This window comes from Burkholderia sp. BCC1996, from assembly GCF_905339955.1.
In the GTDB taxonomy this organism is placed as follows: Bacteria; Pseudomonadota; Gammaproteobacteria; order Burkholderiales; family Burkholderiaceae; genus Burkholderia.
Genome location: NZ_CAJPHM010000027.1, coordinates 56,352 through 80,708, shown reverse-complemented (window position 1 = coordinate 80,708; position 24,357 = coordinate 56,352). Strand labels below are relative to the sequence as shown.

At 70.4% G+C, this 24,357-nt stretch carries 13 protein-coding genes; all 13 read right to left on the bottom strand.

The genetic code is table 11. From position 1 onward, the window contains the following. Positions 1–370: 370 nt before the first annotated feature. Positions 371–1,396 carry a lipase secretion chaperone gene (locus U4Z64_RS30490; RefSeq protein WP_321821913.1) on the bottom strand — a complete coding sequence of 342 codons (1,026 nt, stop codon included), beginning with the start codon at positions 1,394–1,396 and terminating at the stop codon, positions 371–373. A 3-nt stretch (positions 1,397–1,399) separates the two neighbouring features. Next, positions 1,400–2,554: a triacylglycerol lipase gene (locus U4Z64_RS30485; protein ID WP_321821912.1), complete on the bottom strand. Its 1,155-nt coding sequence runs from the start codon at positions 2,552–2,554 to the stop codon at positions 1,400–1,402. Beyond that, on the bottom strand, positions 2,547–2,963 hold the full coding sequence (locus tag U4Z64_RS30480; protein WP_321801515.1) for a DUF4345 domain-containing protein: 417 nt from the start codon (positions 2,961–2,963) through the stop codon (positions 2,547–2,549). Before U4Z64_RS30480 ends, U4Z64_RS30485 begins: the two co-directional genes overlap by 8 nt. Before the next feature lie 16 nt (positions 2,964–2,979). Next, on the bottom strand, positions 2,980–4,284 hold the full coding sequence (locus tag U4Z64_RS30475) for a hypothetical protein (RefSeq protein ID WP_415750611.1): 1,305 nt from the start codon (positions 4,282–4,284) through the stop codon (positions 2,980–2,982). A 20-nt stretch (positions 4,285–4,304) separates the two neighbouring features. Further along, positions 4,305–5,084, bottom strand: coding sequence for an outer membrane lipoprotein-sorting protein (locus U4Z64_RS30470; RefSeq protein ID WP_321821910.1), 780 nt, complete (start codon positions 5,082–5,084; stop codon positions 4,305–4,307). Between the two features lie 51 nt (positions 5,085–5,135). After that, positions 5,136–6,545 (bottom strand): ABC transporter permease, encoded by a 1,410-nt coding sequence (locus tag U4Z64_RS30465; protein ID WP_321821909.1) that lies wholly within the window; start codon positions 6,543–6,545, stop codon positions 5,136–5,138. Then, the gene (locus U4Z64_RS30460; protein WP_321821908.1) at positions 6,542–7,258 is read right to left on the bottom strand and encodes an ABC transporter ATP-binding protein; all 717 of its coding nucleotides are present in this window, start codon (positions 7,256–7,258) and stop codon (positions 6,542–6,544) included. Before U4Z64_RS30460 ends, U4Z64_RS30465 begins: the two co-directional genes overlap by 4 nt. Further along, positions 7,255–8,640, bottom strand: a complete 1,386-nt coding sequence (locus tag U4Z64_RS30455; protein ID WP_321821907.1) for a flavin-containing monooxygenase — start codon at positions 8,638–8,640, stop codon at positions 7,255–7,257. The genes U4Z64_RS30460 and U4Z64_RS30455 overlap by 4 nt, the downstream gene beginning before the upstream one ends. Before the next feature lie 20 nt (positions 8,641–8,660). Next, positions 8,661–13,001 carry a cytochrome P450 gene (locus U4Z64_RS30450; RefSeq protein WP_321821906.1) on the bottom strand — a complete coding sequence of 1,447 codons (4,341 nt, stop codon included), beginning with the start codon at positions 12,999–13,001 and terminating at the stop codon, positions 8,661–8,663. Further along, positions 12,998–19,042: an SDR family oxidoreductase gene (locus U4Z64_RS30445; RefSeq protein WP_321821905.1), complete on the bottom strand. Its 6,045-nt coding sequence runs from the start codon at positions 19,040–19,042 to the stop codon at positions 12,998–13,000. Before U4Z64_RS30445 ends, U4Z64_RS30450 begins: the two co-directional genes overlap by 4 nt. A 74-nt stretch (positions 19,043–19,116) precedes the next feature. After that, a complete protein-coding gene (locus U4Z64_RS30440) occupies positions 19,117–20,715 on the bottom strand; it encodes an acyltransferase domain-containing protein (protein ID WP_321821904.1) in 1,599 nt (532 codons plus the stop codon). Beyond that, entirely contained in the window at positions 20,697–22,124 is a 1,428-nt protein-coding gene (locus U4Z64_RS30435; RefSeq protein ID WP_321821903.1) for a TolC family protein, read from the bottom strand. Before U4Z64_RS30435 ends, U4Z64_RS30440 begins: the two co-directional genes overlap by 19 nt. 3 nt (positions 22,125–22,127) lie before the next feature. After that, positions 22,128–24,350: a peptidase domain-containing ABC transporter gene (locus tag U4Z64_RS30430; protein WP_321821902.1), complete on the bottom strand. Its 2,223-nt coding sequence runs from the start codon at positions 24,348–24,350 to the stop codon at positions 22,128–22,130. Between the last annotated feature and the right edge of the window lie 7 nt (positions 24,351–24,357).

Sequence of the window (24,357 nt, the reverse complement as noted above, 5' to 3'; positions counted from 1 at the left end):
TTTTCACCGCACCGGTTTAACGGTTTCTCCGCCTTTTCAGCGCGGTGACATTGAGCAAAAAGGTATCACGCAGCCCAACCGTACGCGACACTCCGCTTTTGTTACATGAAGTAATTTGACAGTTCGGCTCGCCATCCGAAGATACTTGCATTGTCAATAAAAAATTGGCGATTTAAATCCCACCCATATAAAACGGATTGCGCAATGAATCATTGAAAACGGCGCATGAATGTCAATGCGCGGTAATGCGATTTACACTGGAAATTAAAATCATTCCCGAATCGAAAAGAATGCGGAAAATGTGGGTTATCCCACACTTCTCCCTCGTCAGGTGTGAGCGCCGTGACGGCGCGCACGTCCGAGACGGGTGCTAGTGCGCCGATGCCGTGGCCCGGCCCGCGTCGAGCGATGCGGCCCGCAATGCGTCCGCCGGATCCGGGAAGTCGCGTTGCCGCAATTGCGCGAGCTGCGCGTCGCGCGCGTCGGGCGCAAGCGGCTGCGCGTCGAGCCGGTCGCGTTCGGCCGCGTAGTCGCGATAGCGTGCCCGCCACGCATCGTCGCCCTGCTGCATCCGCTCGACGCGCGCGGCGACTTCGGCGCCGAGCTGCGCACGCAGCGCATCGGGCGTCGCGCGCTGGCCGTCGAGCCGCGCGAGCGTTGCAAGCGCATCGCGTTGGCGCGCCGCGCGCTCGCGTGCGTCGCGCTCGTCCGGCGGCAACGCCTGATCGAGTGCGGCGAGGCGTGCGCGCTTCTGCGCGTCATCGAGCGTCGGATCGCGCGCGATCCTGATCCGGTCGAGATCGCCGCGCTGCCGCCGCAATTCCGCGTCGAAGAACGGCGCGCTCCAGTCGCCGAGCCAGCGGCGCGCGAGCGCCGCACGCCGCTCGAGTTCGCCCGCGATGCCGTCCGGATCGAGACCGGCGCCTGCCGGCAGCGCGCCCGGCAGCGTGTCGAACGCGGCGATGCACGCGCGATAGCGCGGCCACAGATCGAGCGCATCGCGGCGGGCCGGCTCGCCGATCGGCTGCGAAGCGATTTCGTGCGCGACCAGCGCATCGAGCGCCGCGGGCGTCAGGTCATGCTGCGCAAGCAAAAAGTAATCGAAGAATTCCCGCACCGCGTGCACGTGCGCGAGGCGCCCGCCGGGCCCGACCGGCAGGCGCGGCGCACGCGCGCCCGCGAGCGGCGCCGGCAGCCCGACATCGGACACGGCAAGCACCGGCCGCGGCACCGCCGCACCGCTCGGCGCGGCGTGGCCGGGCGGCTCGGTATCCGTGGCGGCCACGGCAGCCGTCGACGCAGCCTGACGACCGAACGCGTGCCACACGGCGGCTGCGGCGATCGCCCCGGTCGCGCCGTACAACACCGCGCGGGACAGCATGGTCCGGACCTTCATCGCTCAGACGCCCTGTTGCTTCAGCCGGTTTGCCTGCACGCGCAGCGCGGCGACCGGGTCTTCCGCATAGGCGCCGCGAACGCCGAGCAGCTGGTTGATCGCGTCGAAGTGACTCCAGCGATAGCGCGTCGAAATCACCGTGCCGAACCGCGCACTGCAGGTCGACGTGAAACCGTCGTTCGGGCCGGCGCCGGCCAGCGCCATGACGTTGCCGGCCGTCAGGAACACGAGCGTCGAAGGATCCAGCACGTTCGCGGGATCGATGACCGGAATCACGCTGGTGTCGACCGCGCCGGTCACGATGCCGAGCAGCGATACCGGCTGATACGCGGCCCCGCTCCACGAGTACAGCAGATGCACGTTGCCGCCGATCGTCTCGACCGGTGCGCCGGTGCCGCACGCGCCGGCGCCGAGCCCCGGGCTCGGGAACAGCTGGTTGAACTGCGCGGCACGGGACGTGCTCAGCGCGTTGAGCGCGGCGATCGCATCCTGGTTCGTGTTGTGCGTGTCGCTGGTGAGGATGCCGAACAGGTTCAGCAGCGCACCGAAGATTGGCGTCGACAGGCCGGTCGGGTCGAGCTTCAGCGCGCCCAGCACGAAATCGGCGAACTGCGAGCCGCGGTGCGGCGTCGCGATCGTCGTGACCGACGCGACGAGCGCGGGCGCGACCGACGCCACGTAGCGCGACGTCAGCCCGCCCTGGCTGTGACCGATCAGGTTCACCCTGGCTGCGCCCGTGACCGCGAGCACCTGCTTGACGTAGGCCAGCAACTGTTCGCCACGCCCGTTCGGGCCGAGGTCGCCCTGGAAGCCGGACAAGTCGGCGACGTAGACGGTCGCACCATGCCGCTGAAGATCGGCCTGGATGCCGTACCAGTACGGCAGGATGCCGAAATAGTCGTCGGTCCCGGTCAACCCGTGCACGAGGACGATCGGATAGCGGGTCGCCGCGTAGTCGTCGACGGCCGTCTGCGCGCCGGCCTGCGCCGGGCCCAGCAGGACCCACGCGAGCAGCGCGATACGGGCGATGAACCGCGCGTACCCGAGCGATACGCGTCGCGCCGCCACGGCGTGCAGGAACGCCGCCGCGATGCCCCGCACGGCCGCATCGGCGCGACGACGCGGCGCGATGCGCTGGTCGATGTCGAAGTCATGCATTCGCGTGCTCCCATGCGGCATGCGCGGCCACGCGCCGCTGCCATGCGATGAACAGCGGCGCGCCGACGACTTCGAGCGCCGTGAAGCCGACGAACGGCGGCCACGGCAGCCCGAGCGCCGCGAGCGAAATCAGCCGCCCGATACCGCCGAGAAAGATCATCATCCACAGCGTCGCGAACAGCCGCCCCTGATGCTCGATGCGCGGGATCACCGAAAACGCCGCGAGCCCGAGCCCGAGCCAGACGCCCGCATGGAAACGCAGGTTGCCGTCCAGCGTCGCGTCGGCCGGCAGCGCGATGCCGAGCGATGCGTACAGCGGATCATGGATGCCCATCATGCCGAGCACTCCGGTGATCGTCGGAACCAGCGCAAGCACGGCGGTCGCCGCCTGAAGCGCGCGTTTGCTCATTCGAATTCTCCTTGCGTCATCGATAAAAAATGCCCAGCACCTGAACGCTCGTCGACTCCGGCATCGCGCCGAAGCGGCTCCACGACGGCCCACCCTGATGCAGCCATTGCAGCGCGACGTCGAAGCGGTCGAAACGCCGCCGCAACTCGAGCCAGTATTGCCGGCCGCCGCCGAGATCGGCCTGCACGAAGCCCGACAGGTCGAGGCGACGCACGCCGACATTTCGCCACGCCGCCATCACGAACACGCCGTGACGGGTTTGCAGTTCCTGCGCGGCAATCGAGGTCTGCACCGCACGGCCCCATGCGAGCGGGTTCGCGCGCTGCAACGACCGCCATTGCGCCGCGTTTGCGCCGCCGCCGTTGCTCTGGAATTCGGCGGTCAGCGACAGGTCGACCGGCAGCGTCCACGTCGCGCCCACCGATGAACTGGTGCGGAACGCACGATCGTCGGCCGCGCCGGTAGCACGCGCGATCAGCGAGCGCCGGTAGCCGCCCGTCCACTCGACGTACGCGACCACCGAGTTGCCGAGCAGCACGCTCAGATTCTGGCCGAACTGCGGCGCCTGCCCACTTTCGCCGTAGACGATCCATTGCGGCTGGATCGCCGCGGTGAGCCGCTGGCTCGCGACGAGCATCCAGCGGTCGACGCCGTTGGTGCGCTGCAGGTCGGACGACGCGGCCGGATCGCCCGGCAGGCTGCGGCGCTCGAGCCGCGGCGACAGCAGCGCCGCGAGCGAGCCCGAGTCCCACACCTGTTGTGCGCGCAGCCCGACCGTGCCGAGCCGGTTCGTGTGCCGGCTGTCCGGATCGGGCGGCACGTCGAGACTCACCGCCCCGGCCCGGAAGAAGTCGGTCGGGTTGTAGCCGATCGCCGCGCCGAGCCGCTCGTTCACGCGCCCCGCGTCGACGACGAACGCGGGCGACGCGCGCCAGCTCGCATACGCTTCCTTCACGAGCGTCACGTCGCGCGACGACGTGCGCGACGTGCCGAGCGGATCGAAGCGGTCGAAGCGCATCGAGAAATGCGCGGCGAACGACGGCGTCAGCCACTGGCCGTATTCGAACTCGATCGACAGCTGGTTGCGGCCGGCCTCGCCGCCGTCACGATAACGGCTCGTGCGCAGCGCGTCCTGCACGTTCAGCTTCCACGGCTTCGCGGTGTCGGCGGGCGTCGCGGCCGGCTGGTCGGCCAGCGCCAGCGCCGCGGCATCGGCCGCGTCGACGCCGGCCGTGCCGTCCGCCGGACCCGCCCCACCCGCTGCACCCGCATCCGCTGCACGCACGAGCGCAGGCAGCAGCACGAACGCGAGCGCGGCGATCCGGCCTCGGCGCCGCGCCGTCATTGCGCCTGGAAGCGGGACAGGTAGTCGCGCTGCAGCCATGCATCGGGAATGTCGCGCCACGCGTAGTCGGAGAAACGCATGACCGTGACCCAGTTGCTGTCGAGCCCGTCGACGATGACGGTCTCGGTCGGCCGCTCGACGCCCAGTTGCATCGTGTAGCGGCGATAGAACGCGGTCTTCAGCAGCCGGTCGCTTTCCGAATAGAAGCGCGCCTTCAGCGGCCGGTTGTTCGCCGCGTCGATCCAGATCTCGATGCGGCGATACGTGAGCCCGTCGCCGTGGCCGGCGAGCGCGAGCCGGTACGCGCGACGGGTCTGGCGGTCGCCGTCGACGACGTCCTCGACGCCCTTCAGCGCGGCCGTATAGTCGTGCGCGAGATTGACCGTCACGACGTCGCCGTTCGCGGCCTGGCCGAGCAGCCGCTGATCCGGCGAGATCCGCACGCTGGCCTGGTTCGCCGGATCGTAGAACCACAGGTCGTTGCCGTTCTTCAGCATCAGCTTGCCCGTGTCGCGCGCCGGCGCGACGAAGCGCACCAGCGTGCGGAACGCACCGCCGGGCGCGTCGGGCTTCGAATGGATCGACAGCGTATTGCCGTCGACCTGCTTGCCGGACCGGTACTCGACGAGCGTCGCGGTCAGCACGAACGATTTCTCCGGTGTGCGGATCGCGTCGCTCGCTGCGAGCACCTTCTGCGGATCGGGCGCCGGCTGCGCACGCGCGACGCCGGCCAGGAACGAAAGACTCAGACAGCATGAAACGAACAGGCGACGCACGGGCGCTCTCCCGAAAGTGAAGTGAACGAAAAACGCGGCAATCGGGCGACCTCACACGTGCCGCAGCGCATCGACGATCGACAGCCGCGCCGCATGCCGCGACGGCAGCCACGCGGACAGCCCGGCCACGCACGCGAGCCCGGCGAACGTGACGGCGATGGTTCGCCACTCGCCCCACACGCGCACCGTCAGCGCGACGGCGTCGATCCGCGCGGGCGGCGTCCAGGCCAGCCCGCTGCGATTGACGATCGCGGCAATGGCGAGCGCGACCAGCACGCCGAGCGACGCGCCGGCCACGCCGAGCAGCGCGCCCTCGCAGACGAACAGCGCCTGGATGCCGCCGCGCCGCATGCCCATCGCGCGCAGCGTGCCGATCTCGACGGTGCGCTCGATGATCGCGGTGCTCATCGTGTTGCTGATCACGAACAGCACGATCGCGCTGATCAGCACGAACACGAAACCGAAGATCACCGAGAACATCCGGTTGGTCTGGCCGTAGAACGGGTTCAGCGTCGCGAAATCGACGACGTCGAGCGCCTGCCCGTCGAAGCCGCCGTGCAGCAGCTCTTCGATGCGCGCCCGTGCCGCCGGCAGGTCGGCCGTGCGCACGAGCTGGATCTCGATCGCGGTCGCGCGCGGCGCGGCGCCGCCGTAGACGAGCCGCTGCGCCTGCGGCAGGTGCACCGCGAGATACACGTCGTCGAGTTCCTTCACGCCCTGCTGGTCCGCCTTCACCACCGAGAAGCGGCCGACGTTCGGCGCGCCGCCCGCGCTCGCGGTCAGCACTTCGACATGGGGCGCGCCGTCGGCGGCCGGCCGCGTGCCGGCCTCGGCCTGTGCGAGCGCGAGCACGTCGGGCGGCGCGGTCGCGGCCGGGCCGTCGGCGGGCGGCTCGGCCGGGGCCGGCGGCGCATCGCGGCAATCCGGCACGCGCAGCGGGCCGCACAGGTGCAGCACGCGCGCGACGCCGAGGCCGACGATCGCCGCGTCGCCGGCGCTGCCGCGCAACGCGAATGTGCGCGGCTGCAGCGGGAACCCGTAGGCGTTCCATTGCTGCATCCGGTACTGATCGTCCGCAATCGCGCCGAAGCCCATCACGGTGCGTGACACGCCGGCCGCGAAATTGCCGGCGATCCCGCCGAACTGCAGCGTCGGCGTGACGACCTGCAGCAGCGGCGCGAGCTGCGGGTCGTGCCGCAATCGTTCGATCAGCGCCGGGTAGCCGCGAATCCCGTACGCGGCCGGGTCGCCCGTTCCGTACAGGAAATAGCCCTGGCGCTGGATCTGCAGGTGGCCGCTGCGCTGCACGAAGTCGGTCTGCAGGCCGAGCGTGATGTCGCGGCTGAAGCCGCCGAACAACAGGATCGCGCTGACGCCGACGATCATCGCGAGCAGCGTGGTGAGCGAGCGCCGGCGGTTGCGCTGCAGGTTGCGCAGCGCGAGCATCAGCGTATGGGTCATCGGTACACCTCCTGCGTCGCCGTGTCGTCGCCGGCTCGTTCGTGGCCGACGATGCGGCCGTCGAGAATCCGGATCACGGCGTCGGCCACCTTCACCACCTCCGGATCGTGCGACGACACGATGAACGACACGTCGCGCTCGCGCTGGATCGCGCGCATCAACGCGATGATCGCGTGCCCGGTCGCGCTGTCGAGGTTCGCGGTGGGTTCGTCCGCGAGGACCATCGCGGGCTCGGCCGCGAGCGCGCGCGCGATCGCGACGCGCTGGCGCTGGCCGCCCGACAGCTGGCTCGGCCGGTGCCGCGCCTTGTCGGCCAGGCCCACTGCGTCGAGCAGGTCGCGCACCCGCGCCGCGCGCCGCGCCGGTGCCCAGCCCGCCATCAGCAGCGGATACTCGACGTTCTCGTACGCGGACAGCACCGGCAGCAGGTTGAAGGTCTGGAACACGTGGCCGACATGGCGCGCGCGAAAATCCGACAGCGCATCGTCCGACAGCGACGCCGTGTCGTGACCGGCGATCGTCACGCGCCCGCTGTCGGGGCGGTCGATGCAGCCGATCAGGTTCAGCAGCGTCGTCTTGCCGCTGCCCGACGGGCCGCTCAGCACGGTGAAGCGGCCCGCGTCGAGCGTCGCCGACACGTCGGCGAGCCCGGTCACGCGCACGCTGTCGAGCAGGTAGGTCTTCGACAGGTGTTCGACATGCACGAGGCTCACGACGCACCTCCCGCGCGCACCGCGTGCGCCGGCGCCGCCTTCGATGCCGCCGCGCTCGCACCGCCGGGCAAGGCCGGCAACCCGCGTATCAGCCGTCGCAGCTGCAGCCGGTATGCGAAATGCTCGACCTCGATCACGTGCCGCGGCGTGCGATGGAACGCGATGCCGCCGCTCCAGTCAGAGCGGCCGCGCCGGATCAGCCGGTCGATGCGCGCGGCCTTGCGCGGCGCCGCGTCGCGCGCATGCAGGTAGCGGGCGAGCAGTTGCGCCTGGTAGTCCATCAACGGCCAGTTGCCGGTCGAGGTCTGGAACAGCCCGATGAAGAACAGGTCGCGATGCTGCGCGTCGAACAGGTTCAGGTACAGCGACGGCTGCGGCTTGCGCCATTGCAGGTGCGCCTGGTCGATGAACGGAAAGCTCGGCTGGTAGCCCGTCGCGTACACGATCACGTCGATCGCCTCCTCGCTGCCGTCGACGAACACGACGCGATCGCCCTTCAGTTCGCGCACGTCCGGCCGCGCGTCGAGGTCGCCGTGTCCGAGGTGATAGAACAGCGTCGAATTGATGATGAAATGCGATTCGAACAGCTTGTGGTCCGGCTTGCGCAGCCCGTAGTGTTCGGGTTGCCCGGCCGTCGTCAGGCGCAGCAGCCGTTCGCCGAAAAAGCGCCGCGCCCACAGCGGCATGCGCAGCCGCAGCGGCCATTCCGCCCACTCGTCCGCCGGCATTCCGAACAGGAATTTCGGCCAGTAGTAGTACCCGCGGCGCGTGCTGTGGAAGACCGCGCGCGCACGATGCGACGCCTCGACCGCGATGTCGCAGCCGGAATTGCCGGCGCCGACCACGAGCACGCGCTTGCCGTCGAAGATCTCCGGCGTGCGGTACTGCGACGAATGCAGCTGCAGCCCGTCGAACCGCCCCGGATAGTCGGGCAGTTGCGGATGCGACAGGTGGCCGTTGCAGACGATCACGCCGCGATAGGTCCGCACCTCGCCGCGATCCAGTTCCACGCGCCACTGCGTGCCGCCCTGCACCGGTGCGATCTCGAGCACCGAGCGGCCGAACTCGATCCGGTCGTACACGCCGAAGCGCCGCGCGTACGCGCGCAGATACGCGAGTGCCTGGTCGCCGCGTGCATAGGTCGGATAGTCGTCGGGAATCGGAAAATCGGTGTACTCGGAAAACCGCTTCGAGCTGATCATGTGGATCGACCGATACACCGCGCCGCTCGGGCGGCCGTAGTACCAGTTGCCGCCGACGTCGTCCTCGCGTTCGATCACGTCGAAGCCGATGCCGGCCGCGAGCAGGTTCTTCGCGGCGGTGATGCCCGCCGCGCCCGCGCCGATGATGCAGTACCGCGCGCCGTCGTTGCGCTCCGTCATGGTGAACCTCCTCTTCCCGTTCAAGTAGCCGACGCCGTCACGGCTTGCGTGTCGGTCGCGCCGGCGAGCCGCGCGTCGTACAGGTCGGCGATCGATGCGCCCGCGCGATCCGCGATCGCGAAGCGATCGTCCGGATAGCGCAGCAGCATGTCGGCGTCGCCCGCCTGCGCGGCGCCGAACACGATGCGGCCGATGCGCCATGCGTGCGGCGGCTCGCCGTCGGCGGGCCACGCGCCGAGCAGCACGCGCAGCACGTTTTCCAGGTGATTGACCGGCAGCCACAGCTGCGGACACGGCACGCGCCCTGCATCACCCGGCACACCCTGTACACCCCACAGCGCGGCGGGGTCGGCGGCCTTCGCCTGCGCGATGCCGCCGCTCCATCGGGCCTCGGGCAACAAGTCGTCGCGCCAGCTCGCGCGTGCGGACCGCCGGGCCGGGCCGTCCTCCGTCTCGCGCGGCAGCGCGACGGTCGTGCCGCCGGGTGGATGACTGCGGTACACGAACGTCGCATCGAGCAGCACGCGGGCGGCAAGCGACGCGCAGCGCACCGTCACGTGCCAGCCGTCGTCCACCGTGCGGCCGCTCACGTCGGTGTCGAGCGCGAGATCGCCATGGCCGTCGAGCGCGTCGGCGAGCGCGTCGAGCGCGATCGTGATGTCGACGGCTTCCTGCAGGCAGGCCCGCTCGCCGCCGGGCGGCGCGACCCAGTCGGCCACGACGCGCGCGTGCTCGAGCAGCAGCGACGCCGGCACGGCCGCGCGGCCGCCGAAGCGGAAGGCATGCGTGTACGGTGCGACGGCCGTGCGATAGCGCGTCGAGAAGGAAGCGAACGGCCGGAAGCGTCGCGGCGCGCCCGCGTGATGCCGGCGCGTCGCGAGTTCGCCGAGGTTCGGCAAGCCTTCCACCGCGTCGAACCCGCGCAGCTGGATCGGCGTCAGTGCGCGGCCGACCGCGCCCATGTACATCGGCTCGCCGCTGTTGGATGTCGCTGGATTCGCGGGATTCACCGGATGCGCGGGATTCGCCGGCGTCGCGAGTTCCGCGAGCCAGTGGCGCACGCCTTCGTCGATTCGCATCGGCGTTACGTAGCGCCGCGTGACGGCGAGGTTCGTGATCATCCCGACACCGTCCCAGGTCGGCCACGCGATCGTCTTCACGACGCGCTCGCCGGCGTCGCGCCGCGCCCACCAGCCGAGTCGCGCCAGCGCCTCGTTCGCGGCCGCATAGTCGGTCTCGCCTGTCATTCCGCCCCAGCGGCCGGTCAGCGAGCCGACGTTGACGAAACAGTCGACGCGCGGCCGGTTGCGCACCGCCGCGTAGAGATTGAGAAAGCCGAACACCTTCACGCGCGCGGTGCCGATGAACTCGTCGGCGCTCTTGCGCGGCAAGCGCACCGGCTGATCGATGCCCGCGTTGTGGATCACGGCGCGCAGCCGGTCGCCGAATGCGTCGCACAGCGTGCGCACGGCATCCGCGTCGGTCACGTCGCATACGCGGTAGTGCACCGGCAGGCCGAGCGCGGCCGCCGCGTCGAGCGACGCCTTCAGATCGCGACGGCGTTCGAGCTGCCGCAGCGCATCCCGGATCGCCTTCGGCGATCGCTCGGGCGTCGCCTGGCGCAGTTGCTCGAGCCCGTAGCGCTTGAAGCCCGCGTCGTCGAGCGCGAGCCACGGCTCGTCGCCGGCGGGCAACGCATCGCGCCCGGTGACGACCACCGTGCAGCGATGGCGTTTTGCCAGCGCGCACGCGGCCAGGAAACCGATGCCGCGCGCGCCGCCCGAGAACAGCACGACGTCGTCGGGCGCCCAGTCGGGCGCCGCATCGGCCGGCAGGTCGTCGCGGGTCGCGACGAGCGTATGGCGGCGTCCGCCGCGGTGGCCGACCTCGAAGCGTCCCCAGCGGTACAGTTCGCGCGCGATCAGCTGGTCGACGCGCCCCGTTTCGTCGGGCGCGATGTCGAGCACGCGCACGTTGCAGTTCGGCAGTTCCTGCGGCAGCGTCTTCGCGAGGCCGGCCCACAGTCCGCCGAGCGGCTGCACGAGCGGGCCGTCGCCATGGCCCATCAAGCCGTCCTGCCAGGTGAGCGCCAGATAGAACAGCCGCGACGTCGATTCTTCCTGCGACCAGTCGCCGTAGCACGCCTGCAGCAGCGCGACCGTGCGGCGCAGCGGCGCTTCCCATTGATCGCGCGCGTCGAGCGAGAACGGCGCTTCGATGCCGAGATCGACGATCCCGTCGAACGGCCCCGACTGCGCGACGAACGCGCTCGCGGCGGCTGCCGGATCGGCGCCGTCGGCCGGCGCGAACACGCCCGGTTTCGCACAGGCGCGCGTGAGCGTCGCCACCACGCGCTCGACCGTGCGACCGCGGCCGTTGACGATCGCGATCCGCTTGCCGCTCAGCTCCGCCGCCGGCAGGTCGGGCAACGGCTCGATCTCGACCGGCCGCCAGGTGAAGCGGTGCGTCGGCGTGGCGTCGGTGCGCTGCGGCGCGTCGTCTGCGATCGCGTCGCGCTGCAGAAAGACCAGCACGTCCGGGGACAGCGTGGGGCCGGCGGAATGAACGGGCGTGGGTGATGCCGCGCTCGCCGGTTGCTCGGCGCCGGGTGTCGGTGTCGGTGTCGGTGTCGGTGTCCGTGTCCGTGTCGGCGTTGGCGTTGGCGTTGGCGTTGGCGCTGGCGCTGGCGCTGGCGTCGGCGTCGGCGTCGGCGTTGGCGTCGGCGTCGGCGTTGGCGTTGGCGTTGGCGTTGGCGTTGGCGTTGGCGTTGGCGTTGGCGTTGGCGTTGGCGTTGGCATTGGCGTCGGCGTCGGCGTCGGCGTCGGCGTCGGCGTCGGCGTCGGCGTCGGCGTCGGCGTCGGCGTCGGCGTCGGCGTCGGCGTCGGCGACAGCGATGGTGATGGCGACGGCAACAACGTAGCCCCCAGCGCTTGCGTGCCCGTAAACGGACACACCGATGTCCTGACAGCCGGCGCGCTTGCATCACCCCCCGCCTGCCCCGCGGACACCCGCTCGCGCAAGCGCGGCTTCGCGATCAACCGGATCCCGTCGCGCGGACGCAGCGAGATCGTCGCGCCGGTGTCGAGCGAATGACCGGGCACCGCGCTCAGGTCGACATGCTGCGCCACCACCGCGATCAGCACGCGCATCTGCAGCAACGCAGTCTGGTAGCCGATGCATTTGCGCATCCCGCCGCCGAACGGAAAGTACGCGTACTTGTGGCGCTCCGGCGCATGCGATCCGAAGTTCTCCGGATCGAACGCGTCGGGGTTCGCCCACAGCGCCGGATGACGATGCGTGACGTACGGCGACATGAACACCGACGAGCCGGCCGGCATGTGATAACCGCCGATCGCGTCGTCGTCGACCAGATCGCGCGTGAAGCCCCAGATCGGCGGGTACAGGCGCAGGATCTCGTCGACAGTCTGCGCGAGGTACGGCAGGCGTTCGAGATCCGCCGCATCGGGCGCGCGGCCGCCGAGCACCGCATCGAGTTCCTCGCGCAAGCGGCGCAACACCTGCGGATGCTGCGCGAGCGCATAGAGCCCCCACGCCATCCCGCTGCCGGTGGTTTCGTGGCCGGCGAGAAACACCGTCATCACCTCGTCGTGCACCTCGCGCTCGGTCAGCGGCGCGCCCGTGTCCGGGTCGCGCGCGGCGAGCAGCAGCGAGATCACGTCGCTCGTGTCGCAGCGCCCCGCACGATGCTCGGCGACGATCGCGTCCACGATCGTGTCGATCCCGCGGCGTGCGTGCGCGATCCGGCGATTGAACGGCGTCGGCATCCAGCGCGGCACGAAATCGTTCAGGTTGCCCTGCGGCATCATCGCCGCGATGCCGAAGCGCACGGCCGGCCCGACGTCGTCCGCATGCCGCGAGATGTCCGCGTTGAACAGCATCAGCCCGAGCATGCGCAGGCTCACGCGCATCATTTCCTCGACGGCGTCGAACGGCGCATGCGCCGGCCGCTTCAGCCACTCCTCGACGAGCGCGAGCGCCGCAGCGCCGACCGCGGCCGTGTGCGACTCGACCTGCCTGCGGTGAAACAGCGGCTGCACCACGCGGCGGTGACGCCGCCAGAACTCGCCGTCGGTCGTCAGCAGGCCGTCGCCGAAGAACATCTTGAAGTTGTCGTAGAAGCGGCCGCGCACGTAGTTGCGATGGTTGTCCTGCAGCACGTGCTGCACGCCGTCGGGATGCGCGAGCGCGTGCGTGAGGAACGGGCCGAGACGGTTGCGCGCGATGTCGCCGTACTGCTGCTGCAGCTTCAGCAGCATCGTGACGGGATTGCGCTTGTACGCCGCGAGGTTGCCCATCACGACGCTGCCGCGCGGGCCGGGCGCGAGTCGCTTCATGCTCATGCGGACACCTGTTCGGAAGGCGCGCGCCCGGCCAGTTGCGCGTCGATCTCGCCGCGCGCGGCGAACGCGCCGGTCACGCGATGCACGTAGCCGATCACGATGCCCGTCACGTCGCGCATCTGCATCAGGATCCTGCCGTCCGGGCGCACCGCGACGAACCGGTTGCCGCTGCTCGCCGGCCCTTCCAGCGCGAACGCGCGCGGGCTCACGCGCAGCGCGATCGACGCGTGGCGCCTCGCCAGCTCGCAGTCGTTGCCGGCTTCGTAGATATCGATGCGGCCGATCGACATCGGCGCCGCGAGCGGAATGTAGTCGCCCGCGACGTGATCGAGCGCGGCCACGCGCGCGAGCCCGTCGAGCAGGATGCTCGGCACCACGAAGCGCGAGAACACCGGGTCGCCGTCCGGCACGTTCAGCCGGAAGCGCGCCTGCTTGCCCGCGTCGCTCATGCCGGTGTCGGTCGTCGACACGAACATGCCGGTCAGCCGCACCGGCGCCGCGTCGAAGTGATACGGATCGGCGACGGGCGTGAACGTCGCCATGGCCGGTTCGTGCCACACCGGCGCCGGCGCGTAGGCGTCGGCCAGGCGCACGGTGATCTCGAAGTGCGGCTTGTCGCGCACGAGCACCTGCCCGCCCGGCGCCAGCACGTCGCCGGAAATCCGCACGCGCACGTGCACCGCGTCGCCGTCGCGCGACGCGATCCACGCGTGGATGCGCTTCACGCTCGGCCGCTTCGCGTCGTACACACGCAGGAAGTGCAGGAATGCCGCGTCCGCGAAGCCGACGACCTTGAGCCCCGGCACGAGCCGCAGCGCGGCCTCGGCGGCCACTTCGGGCACGAAGGTTCCCGGCAGCGTCGGAAAGCCGTTGACGACGTGATGCTGCAGGTACGCGTCGCGCTCGAGGTCGAACACGCGCTCGAACGTCACGCTGTCGTCGGTCCGCGCGCGTTCCGCGCCGAGATAGAAATCGGGATCGCGCGACGCGGCGACGGCGGCCGGCGCGCCTTCGTCGAGGTCGAAGTAACCGGGCAGGTGCGTTTCGATCGCACGCCGCTCGGCGTCGCCGAGATGCACGGACATCGCCGCGCGCTCGCCGAGGCCGAGTTCGCGCATGAAGTGATGCTGCCCCTCCGCGGTGCGCATGCTCGTGAACAGTCCGCTCTTCTCGAGAAACGCGCGCGTGACCGGGTTCGCGCCGAGCCCGACCGAGCGCCACAGCGTCCAGCCGATCGTGAATTCGTCGTGACCGAGCGCCGCGCGGTGATACGACGCCTGCGTGTTCAGGAAGTCGTTGCCCGACGCGTAGTCGGTTTCGCCCGCCTGCCCGGTCAGCCCGATGAACGAGCCGAAGTTGCACCACAGGCGCGGCTGCCGCGCGCCGAACGCGCGGCGCAGGTTCCAGTAGCCGCGTACCTTGATGTCGCGCACCGCGACGAAATCGTCCAGCGACTTCACGCGCACCGATGCCGAACGGTTCAGTCCGGCCGCGTTGACCAGCAGGTCGACGCGCGGCTCGCGCGCGAGAATCACGTCGATGGCCGCCTTCACGCTGTCGGGGTCGAGCACGTCGGCGCGCAGGTAGGTCACGCGGTGCGCGCCGCAGAACGCGCGCATCGCCTCGATGTTCATGCAGGCCGTGCGCGCGTCGGCACGCCGCTCGAAGGCGCGGATGATCTCGGGCAACGACCGTTGCGGATGCAGCGCCTTCTGCTGGCGGATGTAGTCCGGACGGCTCTTCGCGAACGTTTCGTCATCCATAGCGAGCAGTTCCGCGTCGATCTCGTCCAGCGCGCTGCTGCCGATCAGGTACAGCGTCGGGCGCACCTGCGCGGCGAGTGTCTTCATCAGCTCGCCGGTGATCCCGCGCGCACCGCCGACCGCGACCACGACCGAATCCTGGCCGAGCGACAGCCGCTCGTCCGCGCGCAGTTCGCCCGGGTCCGCGATCACGCGCGGCGTGCGGCGCCGTCCGGCGCCCAGCGCGACGACCGGCAGCCAGTGACGGGCGCCGCTTTCCCGCTCCGCGTCGCGCAGCGCGTCCGGCAGCGCGCGCGTATCGGTCAGCACGGCAACCGGGCGCGCTTCCGGCATCTCGATCGCCAGCGCCTTCACGAGGCCCGTGAACAGGCCGGCATCCGGATGCGGCACGTCGCCCGCGAGCGCGTCGAGCAGCAATACGATCAAGCTGCCGCCGCGCTCGAGTGCCGCATGGCAGCGCTTGATCGCGAGAAACGCCAGGTCGTGCAGCGCGAGCCGCGCGGACGCGGCCGGCGCTGCGGCGCCCGGTGAGAGCGTGCCGGCGTCGAGCGACGTGAGCACGCGCACGTGGCCGATGTCGTCGGGCAGGAAATCGAGCGCCGCCGCATCGATCCGCTCGATCCAGTGCCAGCCCGGCCGGTGCGTGGCGAACGGCCGCGTCGACAGCACCACGCAGCCGGGGCCCGCATCGGCGTGTGCGGCCTGTGCGGCCAGCGCGTCCGGCATGTCGGTCACGATCACGCAGCGCGGCGCGATGAACGGCGTCGACCGGCCAGCCGGCCGCCACGGCGCGTCGCGCCATTCGATCCGGTAACGCGCGACGCCGAGCGGCTCGCCGTCGGCCGCGACGCCGGTCCGGCGCAGCGGGCCGGGTATCAGGGTGCCGCGTTCAACGGGTGCGGTCGCCGCGGTTGTCGATGCGGCCGGTTCCGCGGTCGCGGCAGCCGGCGCCGTCGCATGGGCGGGCGGCACACGCAGCGCGTCGCGATGCGGCTCGTGCGGCGTGGTCCCGTGCGGGCCGGCCGGCTCGCATGCAACGTGCAGCGCGTAGCGCGCGCGGTCGCCGCCGCCGTCGCGCGTGAGCGTCGTGCCGGCATCGCGCGCGACGATTGCGCGCAGCACGTCGATCGCCGAGTCGGCCCCCGCATACGTGACCGCGCGGCCCGTCGCATCGCACGGCGCAGCCGGTTCGACAGCAGCCCGCGCGTCGCCGCCGCCCACTACCGCGAGCACCGGCAGCCCTTCGGCCTGCGCACGCCGCACCGTCGTGACGGCGAACAGCACGATGCCCTCCGCGAGCGGCAGCCCGAACGCGGGCCGCACCTCTTCCGCCGAGTTGCCGTTGATGCCGCCGACGATCGCCATGTCGAGTTCGCCGCTGCACAGGAAACGCTCGGCCGCCTCGAATGCCGCGAGCGTCGACGCGTGGCCCGCATCGACCGTCATGTTCATTCCGTGCAGGTCGTGATAGTTCGCGACGCGCGCCGGGATCACGTTCGGCATCATTCCCGGAAACGAATTCTCGGTCGTCGGCGCGACGAGTTGCTTCGTCGCCTCGCGCAAGCCGTCCAGCACGCGTTCGGTCGCCGCGCGTTGGTCCGGCCGCGTCGCGTCGAGCACCGCGGCCGCGATGTCGTCGAGATAGCAGCGGCTCGCGTAGAGCGCCGCATTGCGCGTGGGCCCCATGTGCCCCATCACGAGTCCGATCGTGTCCGCATGCGCGTGCCAGAACGTGCCGAGGCGTTCGCGCAGGTCGTGCGCGGCGTCGAGCGCCATCAGCTGGCAGCGATCGAGCGCGCGCAGCACCGCCGGCGGCATCTTCACGCGCGCGAAGCTCGGCAGCGGGTAGCCGGTTCCGAAGCTCGCGTCGGGCGCACGGCCTTCGCCGCACAGCCACGCGGCGACCTGGGCGTCGCCGTCGAGGCCCGGAAACTTCGCGGACCAGCCGACGATCGCGAGCGGTTCGCGCGCGAACCGTCCGCTCGCCTCGCCGGCAGGCAGATCCGCGCGGTATTCCGACACGATCAGGTGACCGTTCGTGCCGCCGAAGCCGAACCCGGACACCGCCGCGACGCGTGCCGATTCACGCCGGACCGGCCACGATACCGGCGCCACCGGAATCCGCAGGTTCGTGCCGGCGATGTCGAACTCAGGCGGCGGCTCGCTGAAGCGGTGCTGCGGCGGGATCACCTGATGCCGCAACCCGAGCAGCACCTGGATCACCGACACGACGCCGGCCGCCCATCCCGTATGCCCGACCAGCGACTTGTTCGACGTCACCTGCACCGGACGGTCGCGCCGGATCGCGTCGCGCAGGCTCTGGAATTCCGCGAGATCGCCGGCCGGCGTGCCCGTTGCATGCGCAACGACCCAGTCGACGTCGGCCGGCACCGTCGCGGTGCGCGCATACGCGCGGTCGATCGCGATGCGCTGGCCGGCCGAATTCGGCGCGTAGATCGCCTTGCCCTTGCCGTCGGACGACGAGCCGAACGATTTCAGCACGCCGAGGATGCGGTCGCCGTCCGCGCGCGCCCGCGCGACGCGCTTCAGGATCACGACGCCCGCGCCGTCCGCGAACAGCACGCCGTCGCAGTCGCGGTCGAGCGGCCGCACCTCGCCGCTGCGCGACAGCCCGTGCAGCTTCGAGAACAGGACCGAGCCGCGCGGCGCGAGCGCGAAGGCGCCGCCGCACGCGACCACGTCCTGCTTGCCGAGCAGCAGCGCCTTGATCCCGAGATCGATCGAATACAGCGACGACGAACACGCGGTGTCGACCATCATGCATTGCGCGTCGTCCGGCAGCACGCCCTGCATCGCGTTCAGGCCGACCCGGTGCGGGAAGAACGACGCGAGATCGCCGGCGCCGCGCGCATAACGCGCGCTCAGCACCGCATCGATCGCGGCCACGCGCCGCTCGCGCTCGGCCGCGTCCGCGCCCGCCTCGATCAGCACCGCGTTCAGGCGTTCGCGCGCGGCGGCCAGCACCATCCCCTCCTCGAGATGCTGGCTGCCGTCCGCCGTGTAGCCGACGAGGAACGCCACGCGATCGGCGTCACGCAGCGTCACGCCGTCGAGCGACTGGCACAGCGCGTGACGCAGCCACAGCGTCGTCAGCTCGTGCGGCGCGGTGCCCGCGTCGAGTTCGGCGCGCACCGTCGGGCACGGCTCGAACTGCTCGATGAAGACCGAGCGCGACTGATAGCTCTTGTCCTCGGCCGACGTGTCGGGCGAATAGAACGAGCGGTAATCCCAGCGATCCGGCGGCACGTTGCCGAACAGTTCGGGGCCGTCGAGCAGTGCGCGCCAGAACGCATCGGGGTCGCTCGCGCCGGGTAACGCGAGACCCATGCCGACCACGGCGATGTCGTCGCTGTCCGGCGCGTCGTCCGGCGGCGCGGCGGGACCATCGGCCCGCTGCGCGTTCACGGAGACGGGCGGCGCCGCGGCCGGCGCCGCCTCGCCCGCGCCCTCGGCACGCGCCGCGCCCGCCCATTCCGCGCGCGGCGACAACCCTTCGCTGCACAGCGACAGCCCGCCGTCCGCGACGACCACCTGCCCCGTGATCCAGCGCGCCGCATCCGACGCGAGAAACACGACGAGATCGGCGAGATCCTCCGCGCGTGCGAGCCGCTTCAGCGGCGTCGCGGCGATGCTCGAGCGCTTCGTGTTCTCCGGGTCCGGAAACTGCGCGGCGACGTCGCCGTCGATCAACGTCGACGACGCGCCGTTCACACGAATGTCGCGCCCCGCGTATTCGACCGCGAGATAACGCGTCAGCGATTCGAGCGCCGCCTTCGCGGTGCCGACGACCAGATAGTTCGCCGGCACGAGCGTCGCGCCCACCGACGACACGTTGACGATCGCGCCGCCGCCCGAGCGCGCCATCAACGCCGCGGCGCGGCGCGCGCACCAGAACGCGCCCTTCAGGTTGGTGTCGAGCGCGCGATCGAAATGCTCGGCGCCGATCTCGTCGACGCCGAGCAGCGCACCGGACGCCGCATTGTTGACGAGCACGTCGAGCCGGCCGTAGCGCCGTTCGATCTCGTCGAACATCCGGTCGACCTGCGCCTGCTGCGCGACCGACGCACGGATCACGTCGACCGTCGCGCCGAGCGCGCGCAGTTCGTCGGCCGTCTGCTTCGACGCGTCGAGCGAATGGAAGAAATTCAGGATCACGTGCGCGCCCTGCTCGGCGAAACGCCTGCAGATCGCCTTGCCCACGTTTTTCGCGCCGCCCGTCACGAGGACGAGCTTGCCGCGCATGCTGGTATTCGCCATGGATCGCCTGCCTATCGAGAACTTGTCATTACGGGCAGGGCCCCCCTGCCGACCAACGTTTCAGCCCACGGCCGTCAGGCGGCCGCCTTCCCCTGGTTCTCGTAGACGAAATCGACGATCTGCCCCATCGCCTTGAAATCGCCGCTGCGGAAATTGGCCGGCAGCGGCGGCAGCGCGTAGCGCGCGGTGATGCGCTGGATGATCTCGGTCTGCTTGACCGAATCGATGCCGAGCTCGGCTTCGAGCTCGATCGTTTCGGAGAACACCTCGGCCGGATACTCCATCGCTTGCGCGTAGATATCGACGAGTTCCGTGAACAGCCGCTCGCGCGGCACGTGGGCGGGCTTCGCCGCCGCGAGCGGCTCGTGAGGCGCCGACGGCGCCGGCACCGCCGTCAGGGTCGGCGCGGCCACCGCTGCCAGGCGCGGCGCGGACGCGACGAGCGGCTCGGCCTGCGGTGCCAATGCGGCGAGCGTCGGTGCCGCGACCGGTGCGGCGCCGGCCGGCGCCGTGCTCGCCGCATCGAACGCGTGACGCAGCTCGCCCTTGAGCCAGTCGACGATGTGCGGTCCGCGCGCATGCCAGAACGCGTCGAACCCGGAGCCGGCGTTGCCGATGCGAATATCGTCCTTCATGATGCTGTCCTCCTGGAAATAACGGGTGATGGTCGTGACGACGCTCGATTCCTCGGTCGCGTTCGACGGGCCGCCGAACGTCCTGACCGTGCCGGGCCCCGCGATGCGCACGACGATGCGCGCCAGCGCGTTGAGCGCGCCGCATTCGACGTAGCGCCCGATGCCGTCCGCGCACGCGGCGCGAATCGCATCGGTGAACCGCACCGGCAGCACGAAATGCGACGCGAGCCGCGCGCCCGGATCGTCGGCGCCGCTGTAGCGGCGGCCGAGGATCGGCGAATACACCGGAATCGCGAGCGGGCCGTGCCGATACGCGGCGAGCCGCGCGGCGAACTGTTCGCGCGCGCCAGCCAGATCGGGGTGATGAAATCCATACGGAGACCTGAGCGTCTGTGCGGTCACGCCGCGTGCCGCGCATGCCGCGACGAAGCGCTCCAGCGCGTCGCGCGGGCCGGACACGACGGTCTGCGACGGATGGTTCTCGACCGCGATGCACACGTTGCGCACCGCGTGCGTGACGACGCTCGCGTCGATCAGCTCGCGCGTCGCGTCGGCACCCGTCGAGATCGCGGCCATCATCCCGTCGGCCGGCGCCGCCGCCTGCAACGACGCTATCCGGTCGCAGACGATCCGCGCGCCCTGCTCGATCGAATACATGCCGCCGCACACCAGCGCCGCGATCTCGCCGAAGCTGTGTCCGATCAGCACGTCGGGCGTCACGCCGCGCTCGCGCAGCACGCCGAACATCCCGACCGACGCGCCGTAAATCCCGAGCTGCAGCAGATCGGGCGCTTCGTGCAGCCAGACGTCGAGCCCGGCATCGTCACGCCACAGCGCGCCCGTCAGCGGGCGGCCGAGGCGCTCGCTCGCGACCGCGTCGAGCAGGTCGAGCGTCAGCCGCACGCTCGAGTGTTCGCGGCCCAGCTGCCGCAGCGCGCCCGCATAGAACGCGCCCTGTCCCGGGAACAGGAACGCGCAGCCGCGCGCTTGCGCGCCGCTCGCGTCCGGCCCGGCGCCGTTCAGCCCGCGTCGTTCCATAATCCCAACCTCCCAAGGCTCTCGGCCAGTTTCAGTCTCGCGATCCGCCACTTCGACACCGCGAGCACACGCTGCCGGCGCGCATCCGCGAGCGCCGACTGCGCGTTCAGCAATTCCGTGAACGTGCCGACGCCGGCCTTGTAGCGCCCACGTGCGATGTCGAGCGAATGCAGCGCGGTATCGAGCAGATGCCGCGAGTTGTCCAGGTTCGTCGTATCGGTCTGCAGGCTCTGGTAGCTCTTCCACACGTCGAGCGACACCTTCAGTTCCGTATTGCGCACGTCGGCTTCCCGTGCGTCCGCCTGCGCCTTCGCTTGCGCGACCCGGTAGCCCGACGCGAACCCTTCGAACAGCGGAATCGAGACCTGGATGCCGATCGAGTTGCTGTGACTGCTCTGCAGCTGGAGAAACGACGCCTGCTGCTGGTAAGACGGGTTGTTGCGCGCGACGCTGCCCGTCAGCGAGATCGTCGGCAACGACTGCGCGCGCACCGCCCGCACCTCGTCGCGCGCCGCTTCGAGCTTTTCGCGCGCGGCGATCAGCTTCGGATGATGGCGCTTGGCTTCGGCGATCAGGTCGGCGACACCGCGCGTGAAGTCGTCGCGATCGGGCGACGGTTCCGCGTCGGCGATGCGCAGCGGCGTATCGGCGTCGGCACCCAGCGTCGTCGCGAGCGTGCCGATCGCGCTCTGCAGGTCGCCCTCCGCGCTCACGCGATCGAGCAGCGCCTTGCGGTAGGTGGTCTGCGCCTGCAACGCATCGCCGAGCGTGCCGGCGCCACCGTCGTGCCGCGCGCTCGCCTCGGCGAGGCTCTCCTGCGCCGCGTGCTCGACCGCCTGCGCGGCGGCGAGTGCCGCCTGCGCGTCGCGCAGCGCGTAGAACGCCTGCGCCGCGTCGTAGAAAACGCTCTGCAGCGCATCGTCGTGCGCCGCGTTGGCCGCGCGCAGCAGCGCGCGCGCACGGTCGAGCGTCGCGCCGCGCTTGCCGAAATCGAACAGCACCCAGCTCAGGTTGAGCATGCCGTAGCGGCTGGTGCTGCGCTGGTCCTGCGAATAGCCGCCGCTGTAGTTCGTCGTCAGGTTGTCGCGCTCGACACCCGCCGTCGCATTGAGCGTCGGCCAGTACGCGGCCTTCGACACGCCGACCTCGGCCGCGGCCGCGCGCGCATCCGACCATGTCCGGCTCAGTTGCGGATGCGAGCAGATCGCCAGCAGGATCGCGTCCTCGAGCGCGAGCGGCCGCGCGTCGACAGGCTGTGCGCCGCATGCGGTGGCCGACGCCATCGCCCCGGCCGGCGTGGCCGCGACGTCATTGCGCATGCCGTACACGTCGAGCAGCTGCGCGCGTGCCGGCGGCGCGGACCCCGCGAGCGCGACGACAGCCAGCACGGTAGCGAGGGGACGCTTCATCGCTCAGCGCCCCGCGACCGGTTCGGCCGCACCGGCGTCATGCGTCGCCTGCTGCGGCGCGGCGGGTGCAGCGGCGGACGTCCTTGCCGCCATCGCCGCGCGCATCGCGGCGGTCGACTGGTCGAGCACGACCTTGCCGCCCTGCAGCATGATGACGCGCTGCGCGGACGCGATCGTCTCCGGCCGGTGCGCGACGATCAGCCGCGTCATCGCGAGCTGCGTGACGGCCGCGTTGACCTGCATCTCGCGCTGGATGTCGAGATGGCTCGTCGCTTCGTCGAGCACCAGAATGCCCGGCCGCTTGTACAGCGCACGCGCGAGCAGCACGCGCTGCTTCTGCCCGCCGGACAGCACCGTGCCCATGTCGCCGACCAGCGTGTTGTAGCCCATCGGCATCGCGGCGATGTCATCGTGCACGGCCGCGACGCGCGCGCATTCGGCGACCCAGCGCGGGTCCGCGTCCGGGTCGAAGAAACTGATGTTGTCCGCGATCGAGCCCGCGAACAACACGTCGTCCTGCAGCACCGTGCCGACCAGCGCGCGCAGCCGTTCGATGCCGAGCCGGCCGACGTCGAGCCCGCCGATCCGCACCGTGCCGCCCGTCGGTTCGTGGATGCCGAGCAGCACGCCGATCAGCGTCGTCTTGCCGCAACCCGACGGCCCGACGATCGCGACCGACTCGCCCGCCGCGATCGTCGCGCTCACGCCGTCCAGCACGAGCGGCTCGCCTTCCGCGTAGCGGAACGACAGCGCGTCGATCTCGATGCTCGCTTCAAGCGCGTCGGCCTCTCCCGGCACGTTGCGCAGGCTCGCGTCCGGCTCGCTTTGCGCGAACACGATGTCGGCCAGCCGCTCGCCCTGGAGCTGCAGCATCCTGACTTCGAAGTACTTGTCGATCAGGCTGCCGACCCGGCTGTCGAACTGGTTCTTGTACGCGTTGAACGCCATCAGCACGCCGACGGTGAACTGGCCGTCCATCACCATGCGCGCGCCGAGCCAGATGATCAGCACGTTCTCGATGCCGAACAGCAGGCCGTTGAGCTGCTGGTAAAAGATCTGCAGCTTCTGCACGTGCAGGCTCGCATTGACCTGCTCGACCAGCAGCGTGATCCAGCTCGCGCGGCGCTCCGTCTGGCGGTTGAACAGCTTGATCGTCTTCACGCCGCGCACCGTTTCGAGGAAATGGCTCTGCTGCTTGGCCGCGTGCACGATCTGGTCCTCGGTCGCACGCCGCAGCGGGCCGTACCACAGCCACCGGACGAGCGCGTACAGCGCCATCGTCGCCAGCGCGACCAGGCCGAGCACGCGGCTGTACACGAACATCATCGCGAGCGTCACGATCGTCATCAGCCCGTCGATCACCGCGCCGAGAAACGACGTGGTCAGCGTCTGCTGGATCGTGTCGATCGAACCGAAGCGCGACACGACGTCACCGAGATGGCGCCGCTCGTAGTAGCGCACCGGCAGGCTCAGCAGGTGCGTGAACACGTTCGCGCGCCACTGGATGTTCAGCGTGACACCGACGTACATCAGCGCCCACGCGCGAATCGTGCCGGTCGCCTGCTGCATCAGCAGCAACAGGCCGAAACCGAGCGCCAGCACCGTCAGCAGGTCGCGATCGGCGCTGACGATCACCTCGTCGATCACCCACTGCAGGAAGAACGGCTGCACCAGCATGAAGACTTCGAGCGCGATCGCGAGCGCGAGGATCTGCGCGAGCGAGCGCGACAGCCCCGACACCGGGCCGAGCAGCTCGCGCAGCTTCACCGCCGGCCGTGCCGCGCGCGGCGCGAACCCGGCGGCCGGCCACAGTTCGAGCGCGACGCCGGTGAAGGCGCGCGACACTTCGGCGAGCGGCACCTTGCGGATGCCGTGCGACGGGTCATGAATCGTCGCGGTCTTGCCGCTCACTTCCTTCAGTACGACGAAGTGGTTGAAATTCCAGTGCAGCAGGCATGGCAGGCAAAGCTGGCCGAGCTGCGCCAGGTCGAGCTTCACCGCGCGCGTGCCGAGCGCGAGGCGCTGCGCGACCTCGATCACGCGCCCGAGCCCCGCGCCCTTCAGCGAGACGGGGAATTGCCCGCGCAGCGTCGCGAGATCCACGTGATGGCCGTGATAGCCGGCCACCATCGCGAGACACGCGAGCCCGCATTCCGCGGCCTCCGTCTGCAGGATCATCGGCAGCTGGCGGCCGAGGCCGAACGAGAGTCGATCGAGTAGTGCCATGCGCGAC

What these genes read in the sequence shown, in the direction of transcription:
- U4Z64_RS30490 (WP_321821913.1), bottom strand. Translation starts at nt 1,396, where the DNA reads ATGAAGGTCCGGACCATGCTGTCCCGCGCGGTGTTGTACGGCGCGACC.
- U4Z64_RS30485 (WP_321821912.1), bottom strand. Translation starts at nt 2,554, where the DNA reads ATGCATGACTTCGACATCGACCAGCGCATCGCGCCGCGTCGTCGCGCC.
- U4Z64_RS30480 (WP_321801515.1), bottom strand. Translation starts at nt 2,963, where the DNA reads ATGAGCAAACGCGCGCTTCAGGCGGCGACCGCCGTGCTTGCGCTGGTT.
- U4Z64_RS30465 (WP_321821909.1), bottom strand. Translation starts at nt 6,545, where the DNA reads ATGACCCATACGCTGATGCTCGCGCTGCGCAACCTGCAGCGCAACCGC.
- U4Z64_RS30455 (WP_321821907.1), bottom strand. Translation starts at nt 8,640, where the DNA reads ATGACGGAGCGCAACGACGGCGCGCGGTACTGCATCATCGGCGCGGGC.
- U4Z64_RS30450 (WP_321821906.1), bottom strand. Translation starts at nt 13,001, where the DNA reads ATGAGCATGAAGCGACTCGCGCCCGGCCCGCGCGGCAGCGTCGTGATG.
- U4Z64_RS30445 (WP_321821905.1), bottom strand. Translation starts at nt 19,042, where the DNA reads ATGGCGAATACCAGCATGCGCGGCAAGCTCGTCCTCGTGACGGGCGGC.
- U4Z64_RS30440 (WP_321821904.1), bottom strand. Translation starts at nt 20,715, where the DNA reads ATGGAACGACGCGGGCTGAACGGCGCCGGGCCGGACGCGAGCGGCGCG.
- U4Z64_RS30435 (WP_321821903.1), bottom strand. Translation starts at nt 22,124, where the DNA reads ATGAAGCGTCCCCTCGCTACCGTGCTGGCTGTCGTCGCGCTCGCGGGG.
- U4Z64_RS30430 (WP_321821902.1), bottom strand. Translation starts at nt 24,350, where the DNA reads ATGGCACTACTCGATCGACTCTCGTTCGGCCTCGGCCGCCAGCTGCCG.